Genomic DNA, 16,284 nt, shown 5'->3' with positions numbered 1-16,284 from the left:
CGTCTTGTGAATCGGCGGCCATCAGGCCAGCCGATGACCGTTGGGGATCAGTTCGGCGGCAGCCTCGGCGGCGCCTGCAACTGGATCTCCTGGATGGTTTCGATCTGCTCTTGAGCGACATGAACACCGGTGAGTTCGCCGATCAGCCGCCAGTGCTCGTCCAGTCCGGTGCTGATGGTTGCCATGCGGTCGATCATCCGCCGGCCGGCGGCCTTGGTCACTTCGTCTTCACTGCGCATCAACTCGAAGGACATCGAGGTCATGGACGCGGTGAGGTGGGTGAGCGAGCGGGCGGTGAGGCCAAGTAATTCCATTAACTGTCGTTCTTTCGATTCCATTCCGAAGGCTTCCTGCGTCGTTCGTGCGTTAGTTATAACCCGCCACTTTGCTTTAGCAAATGTTTCAGACCAGACACATCCTCCAATCCTGAGTATAAATGTTTCAAATGACAGGTCAGAAACCGACCGTTGCTACGCCTTTCCCGCCCCGTTTGATTGCAAAGCCCCGCGACCCCGGTGTACAAATGACGGGCTGCTGTCAGGAAACAGGCTTCAAAAGCGCTACTGCGGTCATCCCGTAGCCCCTCTGAAATCCCCAAAAAACCGTAGCCCTATTGGTAAGACGCGACATTTAATTATAAGATCGCGCCTTCCCCTATTTCGTCGCCCCGTGCGGCTTACGCCGCAGGTCTCGCCCGTTTTTCAGTTAAACAAGGCTTTGAGTATCTGCGGTCTGTTGCAAAAAGGTAGTCAATGATGAGCGCAAGGCACTTTCTCTCCCTGATGGATTGCACGCCCGAAGAGCTGGTCAGCGTGATCCGTCGAGGCGTTGAGCTCAAAGACCTGCGTAACCGCGGCGTACTGTTCGAGCCTCTGAAAAACCGCGTGCTCGGGATGATTTTCGAGAAGTCCTCGACCCGCACCCGTATTTCGTTCGAAGCCGGCATGATCCAGCTCGGTGGCCAGGCGATCTTCCTGTCGCCGCGCGACACCCAACTGGGCCGTGGCGAGCCGATCGGCGATGCCGCCATTGTCATGTCGAGCATGCTCGATGCGGTGATGATCCGCACGTTTTCCCACAGCACACTGACCGAATTCGCCGCCAATTCGCGCGTCCCGCTGATCAACGGCCTGTCCGATGACCTGCACCCGTGCCAGTTGCTAGCCGACATGCAGACGTTCCTCGAACACCGCGGTTCGATCCAGGGCAAAACCGTGGCCTGGATCGGCGACGGCAACAACATGTGCAACAGCTATATAGAAGCGGCGATCCAGTTCGACTTCCAGTTGCGCATCGCGTGCCCGGAAGGCTTTGAACCCAACCCTGAATTCGTGGCGAAGGCCGGTGATCGGGTCACCATCGTCCGCGATCCGAAGGATGCCGTACGCGGCGCCCACCTGGTCAGCACCGACGTCTGGACCTCCATGGGCCAGGAAGAGGAAACCGCCAAACGCCTTAAGCTGTTCGCGCCGTTTCAGGTCAACCGCGCCCTGCTCGACCTGGCCGCACCGGACGTGCTGTTCATGCACTGCCTGCCGGCCCACCGTGGCGAGGAAATCAGCGTCGACCTGCTCGATGACAAGCGCTCCGTCGCGTGGGATCAAGCCGAAAACCGTCTTCACGCACAAAAGGCCCTGCTCGAATTTCTCGTCGAACCGGCGTACCACCACGCATGAGCCATCCATTACTGCTGAACCTGCGCAACCTCGCCTGCGGCTACCAAGACCAGCGCGTCGTGCAGAACCTCAACCTGCATTTGAATGCCGGCGACATCGGCTGCCTGTTGGGCTCTTCGGGTTGCGGCAAAACCACCACGCTAAGGGCGATTGCCGGTTTCGAACCGGTACACGAAGGTGAAATCCAGTTGGCGGGCGAGACAATCTCCCGCGCCGGTTTCACCCTTGCCCCGGAGAAACGCCGGATCGGCATGGTGTTCCAGGATTACGCACTGTTTCCGCATTTGAGCGTGGCCGAGAACATCGCCTTCGGGATCCGCAAGCATCCGCAAAAGGATCGCGTCACCGAAGAGTTGCTGGAACTGGTCAACCTGAAAAACCTCGGCAAGCGCTTCCCGCATGAGCTGTCCGGTGGTCAACAGCAGCGCGTCGCACTGGCCCGTGCCTTGGCGCCGGAACCGCAACTGCTGCTGCTCGACGAACCCTTCTCCAACCTTGATGGCGAGCTGCGACGCAAGCTCAGCCATGAGGTGCGCGATATCCTCAAGGCTCGTGGCACCAGCGCGATTCTGGTGACCCACGACCAGGAAGAAGCCTTCGCGGTGAGTGATCATGTGGGGGTTTTCAAGGAGGGTCGCCTGGAGCAGTGGGATACGCCCTACAACCTGTATCACGAACCGCTGACGCCCTATGTGGCCAGTTTCATCGGCCAGGGTTATTTCATTCGCGGTCAGCTGAGCAGCCCCGAGTCGGTGCAGACCGAACTGGGTGAGTTACGCGGTAATCGTGCCTACACCTGGCCGGTTGGCGGTGCGGTGGATGTGTTGCTGCGTCCGGACGATATCGTTTATGCACCGGACAGCACGCTGAAGGCGCGGATTGTCGGCAAGTCTTTCCAGGGTGCGTCCACCTTGTATCGCTTGCAGTTGCCAACCGGCGCGCAGCTGGAATCGATTTTCCCGAGCCATGCCGATCATCTGGTGGGTTCAGAGGTCGGCATTCGTGTCGCGGCTGAACACCTGGTGCTGTTTCAGGCGTCGGGCAGTACGGCGGCGCAGATTCCGGTCGTCGAGTCCGGCGTCCGCCGCTACAGCAGCGCCCACTGACAAACACAACTCCTGTGGGAGCGAGCTTGCTCGCGATAGCGGACTGTCAGTCAATGATGATGTCGACTGACAGTCCGCAATCGCGAGCAAGCTCGCTCCCACATTGGGTGTTCGTTTAACTCAGCATTAGCGTTCCGCTTGCAACGAGCGTCGCATTCCCGCCGATTTTCACCCGATCCCCTTCCAGCCGACAGAACAACTCCCCGCCTCGAGCCGAACGCTGACAAGCCGTCAGGCTCGACTTGCCCAAACGTTTCGACCAGTACGGAATCAGGCTGCAATGGGTGGAACCGGTCACCGGGTCTTCGTTGATGCCAATCGCTGGCGCGAAGTAGCGGGAAACAAAATCATGCTGGCTGCCCCTGGCCGTGACAATTGCCCCCGGCCACGGCAGTTTCGCCAGTGCCGCCATGTCCGGCTGACATTCGAGCACCGCCTGTTCGGATTCCAGCACCACGAACAACTCGCTCGACCCCAGCACATCAACCGCTTCCACACCCAGCGCGCGCTCGACATCCAGGGTCACGCCCACTTCCGACGGAATGAGCGCCGGAAAATCCAGCCACAAGCGCTCACCCTCACGGCTCACACTCAGCAGGCCGGACTTGCAGACGAAGTCCAGGCGCTCGACCGGCTCTTTATAGATTTCAAACAGAACATAAGCGCTGGCCAGGGTTGCATGACCGCACAACGGCACTTCGGTAGTCGGGGTAAACCAGCGGATGTGCCAGCCCTGCCCTTCGCGTACCACGAAAGCGGTTTCGGCGAGGTTGTGCTCGGCGGCGATCCTCTGCATCAACTCATCGGCAAGCCAAGCATCGAGGCGATAGACCATCGCCGGGTTGCCACTGAACGGCCGATCACTGAACGCATCGACCTGATGAAACTCAAGCTGCATAACCTTCTCCCTTTGTCAGGTCACGGAGCATGAAGCTGCCGACAACCCGGCACCAGTGACAGAGCCAGTAAATTTGCACCATACAGCGCCGGGCCGGAAGCCCTCGTCAGGCGCGGCCGATATCGGCGAACTTCGCCTGGGTATGTTCGGCCAGCACCGCGGGTGCCAATTCGACTTCCAGCCCACGTCGCCCCGCACTGACAAAAATGCTGGCGAAGGGCTGAGCCGAATTATCGATAAAGGTACGCAAGCGCTTTTTCTGTCCCAGCGGGCTGATCCCACCCAACAGGTAACCGGTGGATCGTTGCGCAGCGGCAGGATCGGCCATTTCGACTTTTTTCACGCCCGCAGCATGCGCCAGGCCCTTTAAGTCCAGACTTCCGACGACCGGCACCACGGCCACCAACAATTCACCTTTCTCGCTCGCCGCCAGCAAGGTCTTGAACACCTGCGCCGGATCCAGCCCCAGCTTCTCCGCGGCCTCCAGCCCGTAGGACGCTGCCTTCGGATCATGTTCGTAACTGTGCACGCGATGTTCGGCACGAACTTTTTTCAACAAATCCAATGCGGGGGTCATGACAGCTCCAGACTGGGCGGCAGAAGAAAAATACTGCGCTGGATTCTAGGGCATTGATCGACAAATGGCTCTATTGCGGCGCTATTTCAAAGGCTTGGCGGCGCCTTATGCCGTTCGTCCACCTTCAGCCTGCCGCGTGAACGATGCGGTCATTCATGTGACTAATAGTTCGATTGTGACTGATGGTTCACTTTCGACCTTTGACAGCAGCGTTTCTTGTCTATATTTTTTCGAATCTGAATACTGTACGAATGTTCCTATCGCAGCACCCAGCAGTAGGCCGAGAACAGGATGGGGATCCTGTCTCGGTGAAAATCGCGCTTTGTCCCTTAGGAAAAAGCGCCAGACAACAACAAAAACGAGGTTTTCAATGACAACTGCTTTACAACAACCGTCGCTCTCAAGCCAATGCATGGCCGAATTTTTGGGTACTGCACTGCTGATCTTTTTTGGTACAGGTTGTGTTGCCGCGCTCAAGGTCGCGGGTGCCAGCTTCGGCCTTTGGGAAATCAGCATCATCTGGGGGATCGGCGTGAGCATGGCGATCTATCTGACCGCCGGCGTTTCCGGGGCTCATCTCAATCCCGCCGTCAGCATTGCCCTGAGCATTTTCGCTGACTTCGAAAAGCGCAAACTGCCTTTTTATATTCTCGCCCAGATCGCTGGTGCCTTCTGTGGAGCGTTGTTGGTTTACACGCTGTACAGCAATTTATTCTTCGATTACGAACAAACTCACCATATGGTTCGTGGTACTCAGGCCAGCCTCGAATTGGCGTCAGTGTTCTCCACCTTCCCCAACCCGGCCTTGACCACGGCACAAGCCTTCCTGGTTGAAGTGATCATCACCGCCATCCTGATGGGCGTGATCATGTCCCTGACCGACGACAACAATGGCTTGCCAAAGGGTCCGCTCGCTCCGCTGCTGATCGGCCTGCTGATTGCCGTGATTGGTAGTTCGATGGGGCCGCTGACCGGTTTTGCGATGAACCCGGCGCGCGACTTCGGTCCTAAACTGATGACTTTCTTCGCTGGCTGGGGTGAAATTTCCTTCACCGGCGGGCGCGACATTCCGTATTTCCTGATTCCGATTTTTGCACCGATTGTCGGTGCCTGCCTCGGTGCTGCAGCTTATCGCGGGCTGATTGCCCGTCATCTGCCCAGCGCCCTACCTGCTACAAAGGACGCAGCACCGGCCATTGACGGCAAACCAAGAACTTCTTGATACCGTTGGCGTGTGATCCTGCCCATAAGATCGCACGCCGGACCTCTCTCTCTTTTTTCGTCCAAGGCAATCGACATGACCGACACTCAGAATAAAAACTACATCATTGCCCTCGATCAGGGTACGACCAGCTCCCGCGCGATCATTTTCGACCGCGACGCGAACGTGGTCTGCACGGCCCAGCGCGAATTCGCACAGCATTACCCGCAAGCCGGTTGGGTCGAACACGACCCGATGGAAATCTTCGCTACCCAAAGCGCCGTGATGGTCGAGGCCTTGGCTCAAGCCGGCCTGCATCACGATCAGGTCGCCGCCATCGGTATCACCAACCAGCGCGAAACCACCGTGGTCTGGGACAAGACCACCGGCCGCCCGATCTACAACGCGATCGTCTGGCAGTGCCGCCGCAGCACCGAGATCTGCCAGCAGCTCAAGCGCGACGGTCACGAGCAATACATCAGCGAAACCACCGGTCTGGTCACCGACCCGTACTTCTCCGGCACCAAGCTCAAGTGGATCCTCGACAACGTCGAAGGCAGCCGCGAACGTGCGCGCAAAGGCGAACTTTTGTTCGGCACCATCGACAGCTGGCTGATCTGGAAATTTACCGGCGGCAAAGTGCACGTCACCGATTACACCAACGCCTCGCGCACCATGCTCTTCAACATCCACACACTGGAGTGGGACGCGAAGATGCTGGAGGTGCTGGATATTCCGCGCGAGATGCTGCCGGAAGTTAAATCCTCGTCCGAAATCTACGGCCACACCAAAAGCGGCATCGCCATCGGCGGTATCGCGGGTGATCAGCAAGCGGCCCTGTTCGGCCAGATGTGCGTCGAGCCCGGCCAGGCGAAAAACACCTACGGCACCGGCTGCTTCCTGCTGATGAACACCGGCGACAAAGCTGTGAAATCCAAGCACGGCATGTTGACCACCATCGCTTGCGGCCCGCGCGGCGAAGTGGCTTACGCGCTGGAAGGTGCTGTGTTCAACGGCGGTTCTACTGTTCAGTGGCTGCGTGACGAACTGAAGATCATCAACGACGCCCACGACACCGAATACTTCGCCAACAAGGTCAAGGACAGCAACGGCGTGTACCTGGTACCCGCCTTCACCGGTCTGGGCGCTCCGTACTGGGACCCGTATGCCCGTGGCGCATTGTTCGGCCTGACTCGCGGCGTACGGGTGGATCACATTATTCGTGCAGCCCTCGAGTCGATTGCCTACCAGACCCGCGACGTTCTCGACGCCATGCAACAGGACTCCGGCGAACGCTTGAAATCCCTGCGTGTGGACGGCGGTGCCGTCGCGAACAACTTCCTGATGCAGTTCCAGGCCGACATCCTCGGCACTCAGGTCGAACGTCCGCAAATGCGCGAAACCACCGCACTCGGTGCGGCTTACCTGGCTGGTCTGGCGTGTGGCTTCTGGGGCAGCCTGGATGAGTTGCGCGGCAAGGCTGTGATCGAACGCGAATTCGAACCGACCCTGGACGAAACCGCGAAGGAAAAACTCTACGCTGGCTGGAAAAAAGCCGTCAGCCGCACCCGCGACTGGGAACCGCATGAAGGCGCTGAATAAGCCAAGCTGAGTACTCGTATCTGTATGTAACTGGTAGGGAGCAGATTCCTGCGTCATCATGGGCAAATTTTGCACGGCAGCCCAAAGGAAGCCCCATGAATCTGCCTCCCCGTCAGCAGCAAATCCTCGAACTGGTCCGCGAACGCGGCTATGTCAGCATCGAGGAAATGGCTACGCTGTTCGTCGTTACACCGCAAACCATCCGCCGCGATATCAATCAGCTCGCGGAAGCTAATTTGTTGCGTCGCTACCACGGCGGCGCAGCCTACGATTCCAGCGTCGAAAACACCGCCTATGCCATGCGTGCCGATCAGATGCGCGATGAAAAGCAGCGTATCGGTGAAGCCATTGCGGCTCAAATCCCGGATCACGCCTCGCTGTTCATCAATATCGGTACCACCACCGAATCCATCGCCCGGGCGTTGCTCAATCACAATCACCTGAAGATCATCACCAATAACCTGCATGTAGCCTCGATGCTCAGCGCCAAGGACGACTTCGATGTCCTGCTGACTGGCGGCAACGTGCGGCGTGACGGTGGCGTGGTCGGTCAGGCCAGTGTCGACTTCATTAACCAGTTCAAGGTTGATTTCGCCCTCGTCGGCATCAGCGGTATCGATGAAGACGGCAGTCTGTTGGACTTCGACTATCAGGAAGTTCGGGTGTCGCAGGCGATCATCGCCAATGCCCGACAGGTCATCCTCGCGGCTGACTCCAGCAAATTCGGGCGCAACGCCATGATTCGTCTGGGGCCGATCAGCTTGATTGATTGCCTGGTCACCGATCAGCAACCTGTGCCGGCGTTGGCGCAGTTGCTGAGTCAGCACAAGATTCGACTCGAAGTCGTTTAAGGCTTTCAGCCTCTAAAGATCGCAGCCTTCGGCAGCTCCTACAGGTTCACTCGCCCCTGTAGGAGCTGCCAAAGGCTGCGATTTTTTGCTTTAAATGTTCGAAAATTTTCCTTTAACGGCTCTTCGATCAGTATTTTCAATCGAAGTTAACTGGCTGCGGGCGACTTTATGGGCTACCATTTTCGCAAATGAACATTAATGTTCGAATTCCAATACCGAAACTCATAAAAGCCCGAGGCTAGCCGATGCCCACTTCTACCTTGCCTACGCCCCCTCTTGCTGAGATCTACGATATCGCCGTCATCGGTGGCGGGATCAATGGCGTGGGGATCGCAGCGGATGCCGCCGGTCGCGGTCTTTCGGTGTTTCTTTGCGAAAAGGACGATCTGGCCAGCCACACCTCTTCAGCCAGCAGCAAGCTGATCCACGGTGGCCTGCGCTACCTTGAACATTACGAATTCCGTCTGGTGCGCGAAGCCCTGGCCGAACGCGAAGTGCTGCTGGCCAAGGCCCCGCACATCGTCAAGCAGATGCGCTTCGTGCTGCCGCACCGCCCACACCTGCGTCCGGCCTGGATGATCCGTGCCGGCCTGTTCCTTTATGACCACCTCGGCAAGCGGGAAAAACTCGAAGGCTCGAAAAGCCTGAAGTTCGGCCCGGACAGCCCGCTGAAAAGCGAAATCACCAAAGGCTTCGAATACTCCGATTGCTGGGTCGACGATGCTCGTCTGGTGGTACTGAACGCCATGGCCGCCCGCGAAAAAGGCGCCCACGTTCACACCCAGACCCGTTGCGTCAGCGCTCGTCGCACCAAGGGAATGTGGCACCTGCATCTGGAACGCGCCGATGGCAGTCTGTTTTCGATCCGCGCCAAGGCACTGGTAAACGCCGCCGGCCCTTGGGTCGCCAAGTTCATTCGTGACGACCTGAAGATGGAATCGCCGTACGGCATCCGCCTGATTCAGGGCAGCCATCTGATCGTGCCGAAGCTGTACGAAGGCGAACACGCGCACATTCTGCAAAACGAAGATCAGCGCATCGTGTTCACCATTCCGTACCTGAACCACTTCACCCTGATCGGCACCACCGACCGCGAGTACACCGGCGATCCGGCTGCAGTTGCGATCACCGAAGGCGAAACCGATTACCTGTTGAAAGTGGTCAACTCCCATTTCAAGAAACGCATCAGCCGCGACGATATCCTGCACAGCTATTCCGGTGTTCGCCCACTGTGCAACGACGAATCCGACAACCCGTCGGCCGTTACCCGCGACTACACCTTGGCGCTGTCGGGCACCGGCGAAGAAGCGCCGCTGTTGTCGGTGTTCGGCGGCAAGCTGACCACCTACCGCAAGCTGGCCGAGTCGGCGCTGGCGCAACTGGCTCCGTACTTCAAGGACATCAAGCCGAGCTGGACCGCCAGCGCTACCCTGCCGGGCGGTGAAGACATGACCACCCCGCAAGCCTTGTGCGCCTTGATCCGTGACAAGTTCGACTGGGTGCCGACCGAAATCGCCCGCCGCTGGGCCACCACCTACGGCAGCCGCACCTGGCGCATGCTGGAAGGCGTGCAGAATCTCGGCGATATGGGCGAACACATCGGCGGCGGGCTCTACACCCGTGAAGTCGATTACCTGTGCAGCGAAGAATGGGCAACCACCGCGCATGACATACTGTGGCGCCGCAGCAAGCTGGGGCTGTTCACCACCCCGGCGGAACAGGAAAAGCTCAAGGATTATCTGAGCAAGGTCGAGCAGAACCGCAGCAAGATCGAAGCGGCCTGATCGGCAATCCGGTTAAAGCAAAGCCCCTGAATCTCAAGATTCAGGGGCTTTTTTGTAGGTGCTTACTGCGCCAGATGCAGCAACAGGAAATCGATGAAGGCCCTCGATTTGTGGGGCAAATGCGGGCTGTTGGGAAACACCACGTTGACGGACTGCGAGGGCAGCGAATAGTCGGGCAACAGCCGGATCAGCCGCTCGCTGGCGATGTCGTCCTTGACCACCCAGGCGGGCAGCACTGAGACGCCTAGCGACGACAACGTCATGGAGCGGATGGCCGTGGAAGAATTGGATTCAAACTGATTGATCCCGTTGATCTCGACAGCCCCCAATTGCGGATGGCGCAACGACCACTGGGTCGGTGCCTGCAGGTTGCTGTTGGCGATCCACGGCACCGAATTCAGGTCCTGAGGATTCTGCACCGGGTGACGTGCAAGAAACGTCTCGGTAGCCACCAGGACAATTTCATAATCCGCCAGTTTACGGCTCTTGAAAGCAGAGTCCGCCAAGTTACCTAAATGGATAACCAGGTCTAACTTTTCCGCCACCAGATCATTGAGTGACGAGTTGAAGTTATAACAGAGTTTTATTTCCGGATAACGCTCTATAAATTGCGGTATCAACGGAAGAATATAGGCCTCGCCGTATTCACTGGTGGAACTGAAGCGCAACTTGCCGGACACCCGATTATGCCCTTTTAATACATTATCGAAGGCGTTATCGATGTCCGCGACAATACCTTTGAACTCTTCATAAAAGTCCTGACCGATTTCGGTGAGGGATATATTTCGGGTATTTCGAATCAACAACGTCGCTGACAGCACGTCCTCCAGCGCCTTGACATGCAGGCTGGCCATGGCTTTGCTGATGCTCAGGTAATTGGCAGCCTTGGTGTAAGAACCAAAATCGACCACGGCCAGGAATGTCTGGACCCGATTAAGATGAGTGTGCATAGCAATATGGCTCACTGTTAAATCCCGTCAAACATTGTTTCAAGGATAGTCGTATCGACAGTTCAAGTCCACCGCCCCTATGCTTTGCGGCAAAGGGAAACAACATGACCTATCGCTACAAAGTTGCACTGATATTTCTGATCGGCTTTTTTATAGACTGCATTAACATCTTTATGTCGGCGGTCGCATTACCGAGTATATCGGCGGCGCTGCACGTTAGTACTTCAGACGTTGCCTGGGTGGCTAACGCTTATATTCTGGGGCTGACTCTGATCATCCCGGTCAGCACCTGGCTGGCCGGTCGTTTTGGTAGCCGGGAAATTCTCACCGCCTCGATGATCGTGTTCACAGGTTCCGTGTGGATGTGTGGGCTGGCCAACAGTTTCAATGAGCTGGTGATCTGGCGTTTTGTCCAGGGGATTGGCGGCGGCCTGTTGATTCCTGTCGGTCAGGCGTTGACGTTCAACCTGTTCACGGGTAAGCAGCGGGCGAAAATATCCACATTGGTCATGGCCGTTGCCCTGATAGCGCCCGCCATTTCACCGACCATCGGCGGCGTCATCGTCGACAGCAGCTCTTGGCGCTGGGTGTTCTACAGCAACATCCCGTTCTCGCTGATCGCGGCGCTGCTGTCCTGGTTCTGGATCAACGAAGCGCGGCCGACGAGTTTGCCCCGACCCGACATCAAGGGCTTGCTGCTGGTAAGCGCGGCACTCGGCAGCCTGCTGATGGGAATGTCGTTGTATGGCGGCGAAGCTCCGGCATGGGTGGCCGCCCTCTTCGTCATGGCCGGCGTTGCTTTCGTCGTGCTGTACGGGCTGCACTACCGCACCTGCAAAAACCCGATCATTGAACTGAGCCTGCTCAAAAGCAAAAAACTCAGCACCTCCATCTTTATCTATTACGCGATTCCTGGTGTGTTCTCAGGGGTCAACTTGATGAGCATCTTCTTCCTGCAAAACACCCTGCACTTCAGTGCCCGACTGACAGGGATGTTCATGATCCTCTACGCCATCGGCGCGTTCATCGCGATGCTGATCTGTGGCCGGGTCTATAACCGAATGGGCGCGAAGCGGTTGTTTTCCCTCGGCATGCTGTTGCACAGCGCCGGCATTGCCACCCTGTTACTGGTGAGCAATCCCTCGGACCTTTGGGTGATTGTCCTCGCCTACAGCTTGATGGGGATCGGCGGCGGCATCGGAGCCAATACAGCCCAAACCACGTCATTGATGGACTTTGAGGGCAGTGACACCCACAAAGCCAGTGTCATCTGGAACATCAACCGACAGATGTCATTCAGCATCGGCGCTGCCCTCTTCCTGATGGTTTTCAACCTGCTCTTGAAGCATTTCGATACCACCCAGGCCTACCACGGCACCTTCGCCATCGCCGCACTGGCAGGCTTGTTTCCACTCTTTCAACTGAGTCAGTTGAACACTCAAAAGGACTGTCATGCACAACAAAATAGTTGAACAGGCGCAACACAGCATTCATCACGTGCACGAGTTGATCCACACCCTGTTCACCGACGCAAACGGTAAGGGGCAGAGCGCTTTCGAGCCGCTGATGTCGGCATTCGCCGAGCACTTCACCATGGTCACCACTTCGGCTGCCATCGTCAGCCGGGCGATGGTCGAACAGATGTTCAAGGGTGCGGTCGGCGCCAAGCCGGGTCTCGAGATCGTCATCAGCGACCTGCAGACGATATGGCAGGAAGGCAACAGCGTGGCGATTCGCTACAAGGAAACCCATCGCCTCAACCAGCGCGAAAGCTCACGGGTTTCGGTGGCGATCATTGGCATGCATCACCACAACGCCCAGTGGATTTACCTGCATGAAACGCCGCTAAGCCAGGGAGGCTGATTGTCATATGAATGGCATGATCACTGGCTCTTCTATTATCTGGCCGAAAGGACGTTAGCGGCCCCGAACACCATTCGGTTTTCCGAACGCGACCTGTCAGTCGATTCGGTTAACCGGATCCCCCTGCATCAAAACTCTCGCCATAAATATTTAATAACCTTATAAATCAATAAGTTGATCTATTCAGCCTGGCCTGGCACGAGTCATGCTCTACACTCTTGGACGAATGTCCGCTGAGCCAACCCTTCAGGAGCCGGCAAGCATTCAAAGCACAAAAAGGGCCGATGAACTGGCTCCATATAAAAACAATGTCGAGGAAAATTTGATGCGCATCGTTCCCCATCTCCTGGGCGCAGCCATTGCTGCCGCTCTGATCAGCACTCCAGTTTTCGCCGCCGAACTCACCGGCACCTTGAAGAAGATCAAAGAGTCCGGCGTCATCACCCTCGGGCATCGTGACGCTTCCATTCCGTTTTCCTACATCGCGGACGCTTCCGGCAAACCGATGGGCTACTCCCACGATATCCAGCTGAAAATCGTCGAAGCCATCAAGAAAGACCTCGACCTGCCGAACCTTCAGGTCAAATACAACCTGGTCACCTCGCAAACCCGTATCCCGCTGGTGCAGAACGGCACCGTGGACGTCGAGTGCGGCTCCACCACCAACAATGTCGAGCGTCAGCAGCAAGTTGACTTCTCCGTCGGCATCTTCGAAATCGGTACCCGCCTGCTGTCCAAGAAAGATTCCGCGTACAAGGATTTCGACGACCTCAAAGGCAAGAACGTCGTGACCACCGCCGGCACCACGTCCGAGCGCATCCTCAAGTCGATGAACGCCGACAAGCAAATGGGCATGAACGTCATCTCCGCCAAAGACCACGGCGAGTCCTTCCAGATGCTGGAATCGGGCCGTGCCGTTGCGTTCATGATGGACGACGCCTTGCTGGCCGGTGAAGCCGCCAAAGCCAAGAAGGCGGATGACTGGGCCGTGACCGGCACTCCACAGTCCTACGAAATCTACGGTTGCATGGTCCGCAAGGGCGACGAGCCGTTCAAGAAGGTTGTCGACGACGCGATCGTCGCGACTTACAAGTCCGGCGAGATCAACAAGATCTACGAAAAATGGTTCATGCAGCCAATTCCGCCAAAAGGCCTGAACCTGAGCTTCCCGATGAGCAACGAGCTCAAGGCCCTGATCGCCAATCCGACCGATAAAGCGGCTGACGACAAGCCTGTAGAAAAAAAGTCCTGAATTCTAACTAACCTTATCTCCTGACAGGGCTCTGCCCTTTCAGGGGATAGTCACTCCCTGCTGGCATTTCTGGAAACACTCGAACCGGTGGCTGTCGAGCCGCTCGTGTGTGCCTGACCGTAGTGGCCTGTACGGTCAGTTCGTTAGCTCAAATTCGGTGCCGGAAGTTCATATCCAAGGCGCTGTGACGAGTCATAGCCCGCTATGGCGAGGAACAGCAACGCAGGAGATGGACTTCCGGGGCCGGAGTTGAGCTGACAGAACTGACCAAACAGGCCACCTAGGTCGGGCGGGAACGGAGCTTCCCCAGGCGGGCACTTGTACATCGATCGATCTGAGGGGAGACCCTAATGAATTACAACTGGGACTGGGGCGTGTTCTTCAAGTCCACCGGCGTGGGCAGCGAGACATATCTCGACTGGTACGTCGCCGGTTTGGGCTGGACCATCGCCATCGCCGTCGTGGCCTGGATCATTGCCCTGCTACTGGGCTCGATTCTGGGCGTCATGCGCACCGTGCCGAACCGCATCGTATCGGGCATCGCGACCTGTTACGTCGAACTCTTCCGTAACGTGCCGCTGCTGGTTCAACTGTTCATCTGGTACTTCCTGGTGCCCGACCTGCTGCCTCAGAACCTGCAAGATTGGTACAAGCAGGATCTCAATCCGACCACCTCGGCGTACCTGAGCGTTGTCGTGTGCCTGGGCTTGTTTACCGCCGCTCGCGTTTGCGAACAAGTGCGTACCGGCATCCAGGCGCTACCGCGTGGTCAGGAATCCGCCGCTCGCGCCATGGGCTTCAAGCTGCCACAAATCTACTGGAACGTGCTACTGCCCCAAGCCTATCGGATCATCATTCCGCCGCTCACCTCGGAATTCCTGAACGTGTTCAAGAACTCTTCCGTCGCGTCGCTGATCGGCCTGATGGAGTTGCTCGCGCAGACCAAACAGACCGCCGAGTTTTCCGCCAACCTGTTCGAAGCCTTCACCCTGGCAACGCTGATCTACTTCACGCTGAACATGGGCCTGATGCTGCTGATGCGCATGGTCGAGAAGAAAGTGGCCGTACCGGGCCTGATCTCCGTAGGGGGTAAATGATGGAATTCGACTTCTCGGGCATCATCCCGTCCCTGCCGGGTTTGTGGAACGGCATGGTCATGACCCTGCAACTGATGGCACTGGGCGTGTCCGGCGGGATCATCCTCGGCACGATCCTGGCGCTGATGCGCCTGTCCCACAGCAAACTGCTGTCGAACATTGCCGGCGCCTACGTTAACTACTTCCGCTCGATTCCGCTGCTGCTGGTCATCACCTGGTTCTACCTGGCGGTGCCGTTCGTACTGCGCTGGATCACCGGCGAAGACACCCCGATCGGCGCGTTTGCCTCGTGCATCGTGGCGTTCATGATGTTCGAAGCGGCGTACTTCTGCGAAATCGTCCGGGCCGGCGTCCAGTCGATTTCCAAGGGTCAGATGGGTGCAGCCCAAGCCTTGGGCATGACGTATGGTCAGATGATGCGGTTGATCATCCTGCCGCAAGCATTCCGCAAGATGACCCCGCTGCTGCTGCAACAGAGCATCATCCTGTTTCAGGACACCTCGCTGGTCTACGCGGTCGGTCTGGTGGACTTCCTCAATGCCTCGCGTGCCAGTGGCGACATCATCGGTCGCTCCAACGAGTTCCTGATCTTTGCAGGTCTCACGTACTTCACAATCAGCTTTGCCGCCTCGCTGCTGGTCAAGCGTCTGCAAAAAAGGTTTGCCGTATGATCTCTATCAAGAATGTCAACAAGTGGTATGGCGACTTCCAGGTACTGACTGACTGCAGCACCGAGGTCAAAAAAGGCGAAGTGATTGTGGTGTGCGGGCCGTCCGGTTCCGGCAAATCCACCCTGATCAAATGCGTCAATGCCCTGGAACCGTTCCAGAAAGGCGACGTGGTGGTCGATGGCACGTCCATCGCCGACCCGAAGACCAACCTGCCGAAACTGCGTTCGCGCGTTGGCATGGTGTTCCAGCATTTCGAACTGTTCCCGCACCTGACCATCACCGAAAACCTGACCATCGCGCAGATCAAGGTGTTGGGCCGCAGCAAGGAAGAAGCCACCAAGAAAGGCCTGCAACTGCTTGAGCGCGTCGGGCTGTCTGCCCATGCGCATAAGCATCCGGGCCAGCTCTCCGGTGGTCAGCAACAGCGCGTGGCGATTGCCCGAGCGCTGGCGATGGACCCGATCGTCATGCTGTTCGACGAACCGACCTCGGCGCTGGACCCTGAAATGGTCAACGAAGTACTCGACGTGATGGTGCAACTGGCCCACGAAGGCATGACCATGATGTGCGTGACCCACGAAATGGGCTTCGCCCGCAAAGTGGCGGACCGGGTGATTTTCATGGACCAGGGCAAGATCATCGAAGACTGCAAGAAAGAGGAGTTCTTCGGCGACATCAACGCTCGCGCCGAGCGAACGCAGCATTTCCTCGCCAAGATTCTGCAGCACTAAAACCTACACGGCCGCCCCTGTAGGA

The 16,284-nt window shown here is 57.4% G+C and carries 16 protein-coding genes; 12 read left to right on the top strand and 4 right to left on the bottom strand.

All coding sequences use genetic code 11. The annotated features are described in order from the left end of the window. Positions 1 to 47 precede the first annotated feature (47 nt). Positions 48 to 338, bottom strand: a complete 291-nt coding sequence (locus tag E3W21_RS01615; protein ID WP_008155590.1) for a hypothetical protein — start codon at positions 336 to 338, stop codon at positions 48 to 50. A gap of 417 nt (positions 339 to 755) precedes the next feature. Here E3W21_RS01615 and argF point away from each other — a divergent pair, with 417 nt between their 5' ends. Both argF and E3W21_RS01605 read left to right on the top strand, forming a co-directional pair. Next, positions 756 to 1,676 (top strand): ornithine carbamoyltransferase, encoded by a 921-nt coding sequence (gene argF / locus E3W21_RS01610; protein ID WP_129438034.1) that lies wholly within the window; start codon positions 756 to 758, stop codon positions 1,674 to 1,676. Next, positions 1,673 to 2,782: an ABC transporter ATP-binding protein gene (locus E3W21_RS01605; RefSeq protein WP_134417409.1), complete on the top strand. Its 1,110-nt coding sequence runs from the start codon at positions 1,673 to 1,675 to the stop codon at positions 2,780 to 2,782. The genes argF and E3W21_RS01605 overlap by 4 nt, the downstream gene beginning before the upstream one ends. Positions 2,783 to 2,897: 115 nt before the next feature. On the opposite strand, the gene E3W21_RS01595 is transcribed toward E3W21_RS01605, so the two are convergent. After that, a complete protein-coding gene (locus E3W21_RS01595; RefSeq protein ID WP_134417407.1) occupies positions 2,898 to 3,680 on the bottom strand; it encodes a PhzF family phenazine biosynthesis protein in 783 nt (260 codons plus the stop codon). A 106-nt stretch (positions 3,681 to 3,786) separates the two neighbouring features. Beyond that, positions 3,787 to 4,257: a Cys-tRNA(Pro) deacylase gene (gene ybaK / locus E3W21_RS01590; protein WP_007971306.1), complete on the bottom strand. Its 471-nt coding sequence runs from the start codon at positions 4,255 to 4,257 to the stop codon at positions 3,787 to 3,789. Between the two features lie 370 nt (positions 4,258 to 4,627). Here ybaK and E3W21_RS01585 point away from each other — a divergent pair, with 370 nt between their 5' ends. From E3W21_RS01585 to glpD, 4 genes are all read left to right on the top strand, one after another. After that, a complete protein-coding gene (locus E3W21_RS01585; RefSeq protein ID WP_129445064.1) occupies positions 4,628 to 5,479 on the top strand; it encodes an MIP/aquaporin family protein in 852 nt (283 codons plus the stop codon). 75 nt (positions 5,480 to 5,554) lie between these two features. Beyond that, positions 5,555 to 7,060 (top strand): glycerol kinase GlpK, encoded by a 1,506-nt coding sequence (gene glpK, locus E3W21_RS01580; RefSeq protein WP_129438040.1) that lies wholly within the window; start codon positions 5,555 to 5,557, stop codon positions 7,058 to 7,060. A gap of 95 nt (positions 7,061 to 7,155) precedes the next feature. Further along, on the top strand, positions 7,156 to 7,911 hold the full coding sequence (locus tag E3W21_RS01575; RefSeq protein WP_007916700.1) for a DeoR/GlpR family transcriptional regulator: 756 nt from the start codon (positions 7,156 to 7,158) through the stop codon (positions 7,909 to 7,911). Positions 7,912 to 8,156: 245 nt separating this feature from the next. Then, complete coding sequence (gene glpD, locus E3W21_RS01570; RefSeq protein WP_129438042.1) at positions 8,157 to 9,695, top strand: glycerol-3-phosphate dehydrogenase; 1,539 nt, start codon at positions 8,157 to 8,159, stop codon at positions 9,693 to 9,695. A gap of 62 nt (positions 9,696 to 9,757) precedes the next feature. Here glpD and E3W21_RS01565 read toward each other — a convergent pair whose 3' ends face one another. Then, positions 9,758 to 10,645, bottom strand: coding sequence for a LysR family transcriptional regulator (locus tag E3W21_RS01565; protein ID WP_134418005.1), 888 nt, complete (start codon positions 10,643 to 10,645; stop codon positions 9,758 to 9,760). A gap of 104 nt (positions 10,646 to 10,749) precedes the next feature. Between E3W21_RS01565 and E3W21_RS01560 the strand changes: the two genes are divergently transcribed. The 6 genes from E3W21_RS01560 to E3W21_RS01535 all read left to right on the top strand — a co-directional run bounded on the left by E3W21_RS01560 (position 10,750) and on the right by E3W21_RS01535 (position 16,259). Continuing rightward, on the top strand, positions 10,750 to 12,117 hold the full coding sequence (locus tag E3W21_RS01560; protein WP_134417405.1) for an MFS transporter: 1,368 nt from the start codon (positions 10,750 to 10,752) through the stop codon (positions 12,115 to 12,117). After that, positions 12,098 to 12,508, top strand: a complete 411-nt coding sequence (locus E3W21_RS01555; RefSeq protein ID WP_134417403.1) for a DUF4440 domain-containing protein — start codon at positions 12,098 to 12,100, stop codon at positions 12,506 to 12,508. The genes E3W21_RS01560 and E3W21_RS01555 overlap by 20 nt, the downstream gene beginning before the upstream one ends. 325 nt (positions 12,509 to 12,833) lie before the next feature. Further along, complete coding sequence (locus E3W21_RS01550; RefSeq protein WP_129438050.1) at positions 12,834 to 13,760, top strand: glutamate/aspartate ABC transporter substrate-binding protein; 927 nt, start codon at positions 12,834 to 12,836, stop codon at positions 13,758 to 13,760. A 350-nt stretch (positions 13,761 to 14,110) separates the two neighbouring features. Further along, complete coding sequence (locus E3W21_RS01545; RefSeq protein WP_074874021.1) at positions 14,111 to 14,857, top strand: amino acid ABC transporter permease; 747 nt, start codon at positions 14,111 to 14,113, stop codon at positions 14,855 to 14,857. Next, positions 14,857 to 15,528: an amino acid ABC transporter permease gene (locus E3W21_RS01540; RefSeq protein WP_129445065.1), complete on the top strand. Its 672-nt coding sequence runs from the start codon at positions 14,857 to 14,859 to the stop codon at positions 15,526 to 15,528. Before E3W21_RS01545 ends, E3W21_RS01540 begins: the two co-directional genes overlap by 1 nt. After that, complete coding sequence (locus tag E3W21_RS01535; protein WP_046047081.1) at positions 15,525 to 16,259, top strand: amino acid ABC transporter ATP-binding protein; 735 nt, start codon at positions 15,525 to 15,527, stop codon at positions 16,257 to 16,259. The genes E3W21_RS01540 and E3W21_RS01535 overlap by 4 nt, the downstream gene beginning before the upstream one ends. Positions 16,260 to 16,284: the final 25 nt, after the last annotated feature.

It is taken from the genome of Pseudomonas sp. F01002, assembly GCF_004402115.1.
Classification (GTDB): Bacteria; Pseudomonadota; Gammaproteobacteria; order Pseudomonadales; family Pseudomonadaceae; genus Aquipseudomonas; species Aquipseudomonas frigoris.
The sequence above is the reverse complement of the archived record's forward strand: the minus strand, read 5'-3'. Positions and strand labels throughout refer to the sequence as shown.

What these genes read in the sequence shown, in the direction of transcription:
- E3W21_RS01615 (WP_008155590.1), bottom strand. Translation starts at nt 338, where the DNA reads ATGGAATCGAAAGAACGACAGTTAATGGAATTACTTGGCCTCACCGCC.
- argF (WP_129438034.1), top strand. Translation starts at nt 756, where the DNA reads ATGAGCGCAAGGCACTTTCTCTCCCTGATGGATTGCACGCCCGAAGAG.
- E3W21_RS01605 (WP_134417409.1), top strand. Translation starts at nt 1,673, where the DNA reads ATGAGCCATCCATTACTGCTGAACCTGCGCAACCTCGCCTGCGGCTAC.
- E3W21_RS01595 (WP_134417407.1), bottom strand. Translation starts at nt 3,680, where the DNA reads ATGCAGCTTGAGTTTCATCAGGTCGATGCGTTCAGTGATCGGCCGTTC.
- ybaK (WP_007971306.1), bottom strand. Translation starts at nt 4,257, where the DNA reads ATGACCCCCGCATTGGATTTGTTGAAAAAAGTTCGTGCCGAACATCGC.
- E3W21_RS01585 (WP_129445064.1), top strand. Translation starts at nt 4,628, where the DNA reads ATGACAACTGCTTTACAACAACCGTCGCTCTCAAGCCAATGCATGGCC.
- glpK (WP_129438040.1), top strand. Translation starts at nt 5,555, where the DNA reads ATGACCGACACTCAGAATAAAAACTACATCATTGCCCTCGATCAGGGT.
- E3W21_RS01575 (WP_007916700.1), top strand. Translation starts at nt 7,156, where the DNA reads ATGAATCTGCCTCCCCGTCAGCAGCAAATCCTCGAACTGGTCCGCGAA.
- glpD (WP_129438042.1), top strand. Translation starts at nt 8,157, where the DNA reads ATGCCCACTTCTACCTTGCCTACGCCCCCTCTTGCTGAGATCTACGAT.
- E3W21_RS01565 (WP_134418005.1), bottom strand. Translation starts at nt 10,645, where the DNA reads ATGCACACTCATCTTAATCGGGTCCAGACATTCCTGGCCGTGGTCGAT.
- E3W21_RS01560 (WP_134417405.1), top strand. Translation starts at nt 10,750, where the DNA reads ATGACCTATCGCTACAAAGTTGCACTGATATTTCTGATCGGCTTTTTT.
- E3W21_RS01555 (WP_134417403.1), top strand. Translation starts at nt 12,098, where the DNA reads ATGCACAACAAAATAGTTGAACAGGCGCAACACAGCATTCATCACGTG.
- E3W21_RS01550 (WP_129438050.1), top strand. Translation starts at nt 12,834, where the DNA reads ATGCGCATCGTTCCCCATCTCCTGGGCGCAGCCATTGCTGCCGCTCTG.
- E3W21_RS01545 (WP_074874021.1), top strand. Translation starts at nt 14,111, where the DNA reads ATGAATTACAACTGGGACTGGGGCGTGTTCTTCAAGTCCACCGGCGTG.
- E3W21_RS01540 (WP_129445065.1), top strand. Translation starts at nt 14,857, where the DNA reads ATGGAATTCGACTTCTCGGGCATCATCCCGTCCCTGCCGGGTTTGTGG.
- E3W21_RS01535 (WP_046047081.1), top strand. Translation starts at nt 15,525, where the DNA reads ATGATCTCTATCAAGAATGTCAACAAGTGGTATGGCGACTTCCAGGTA.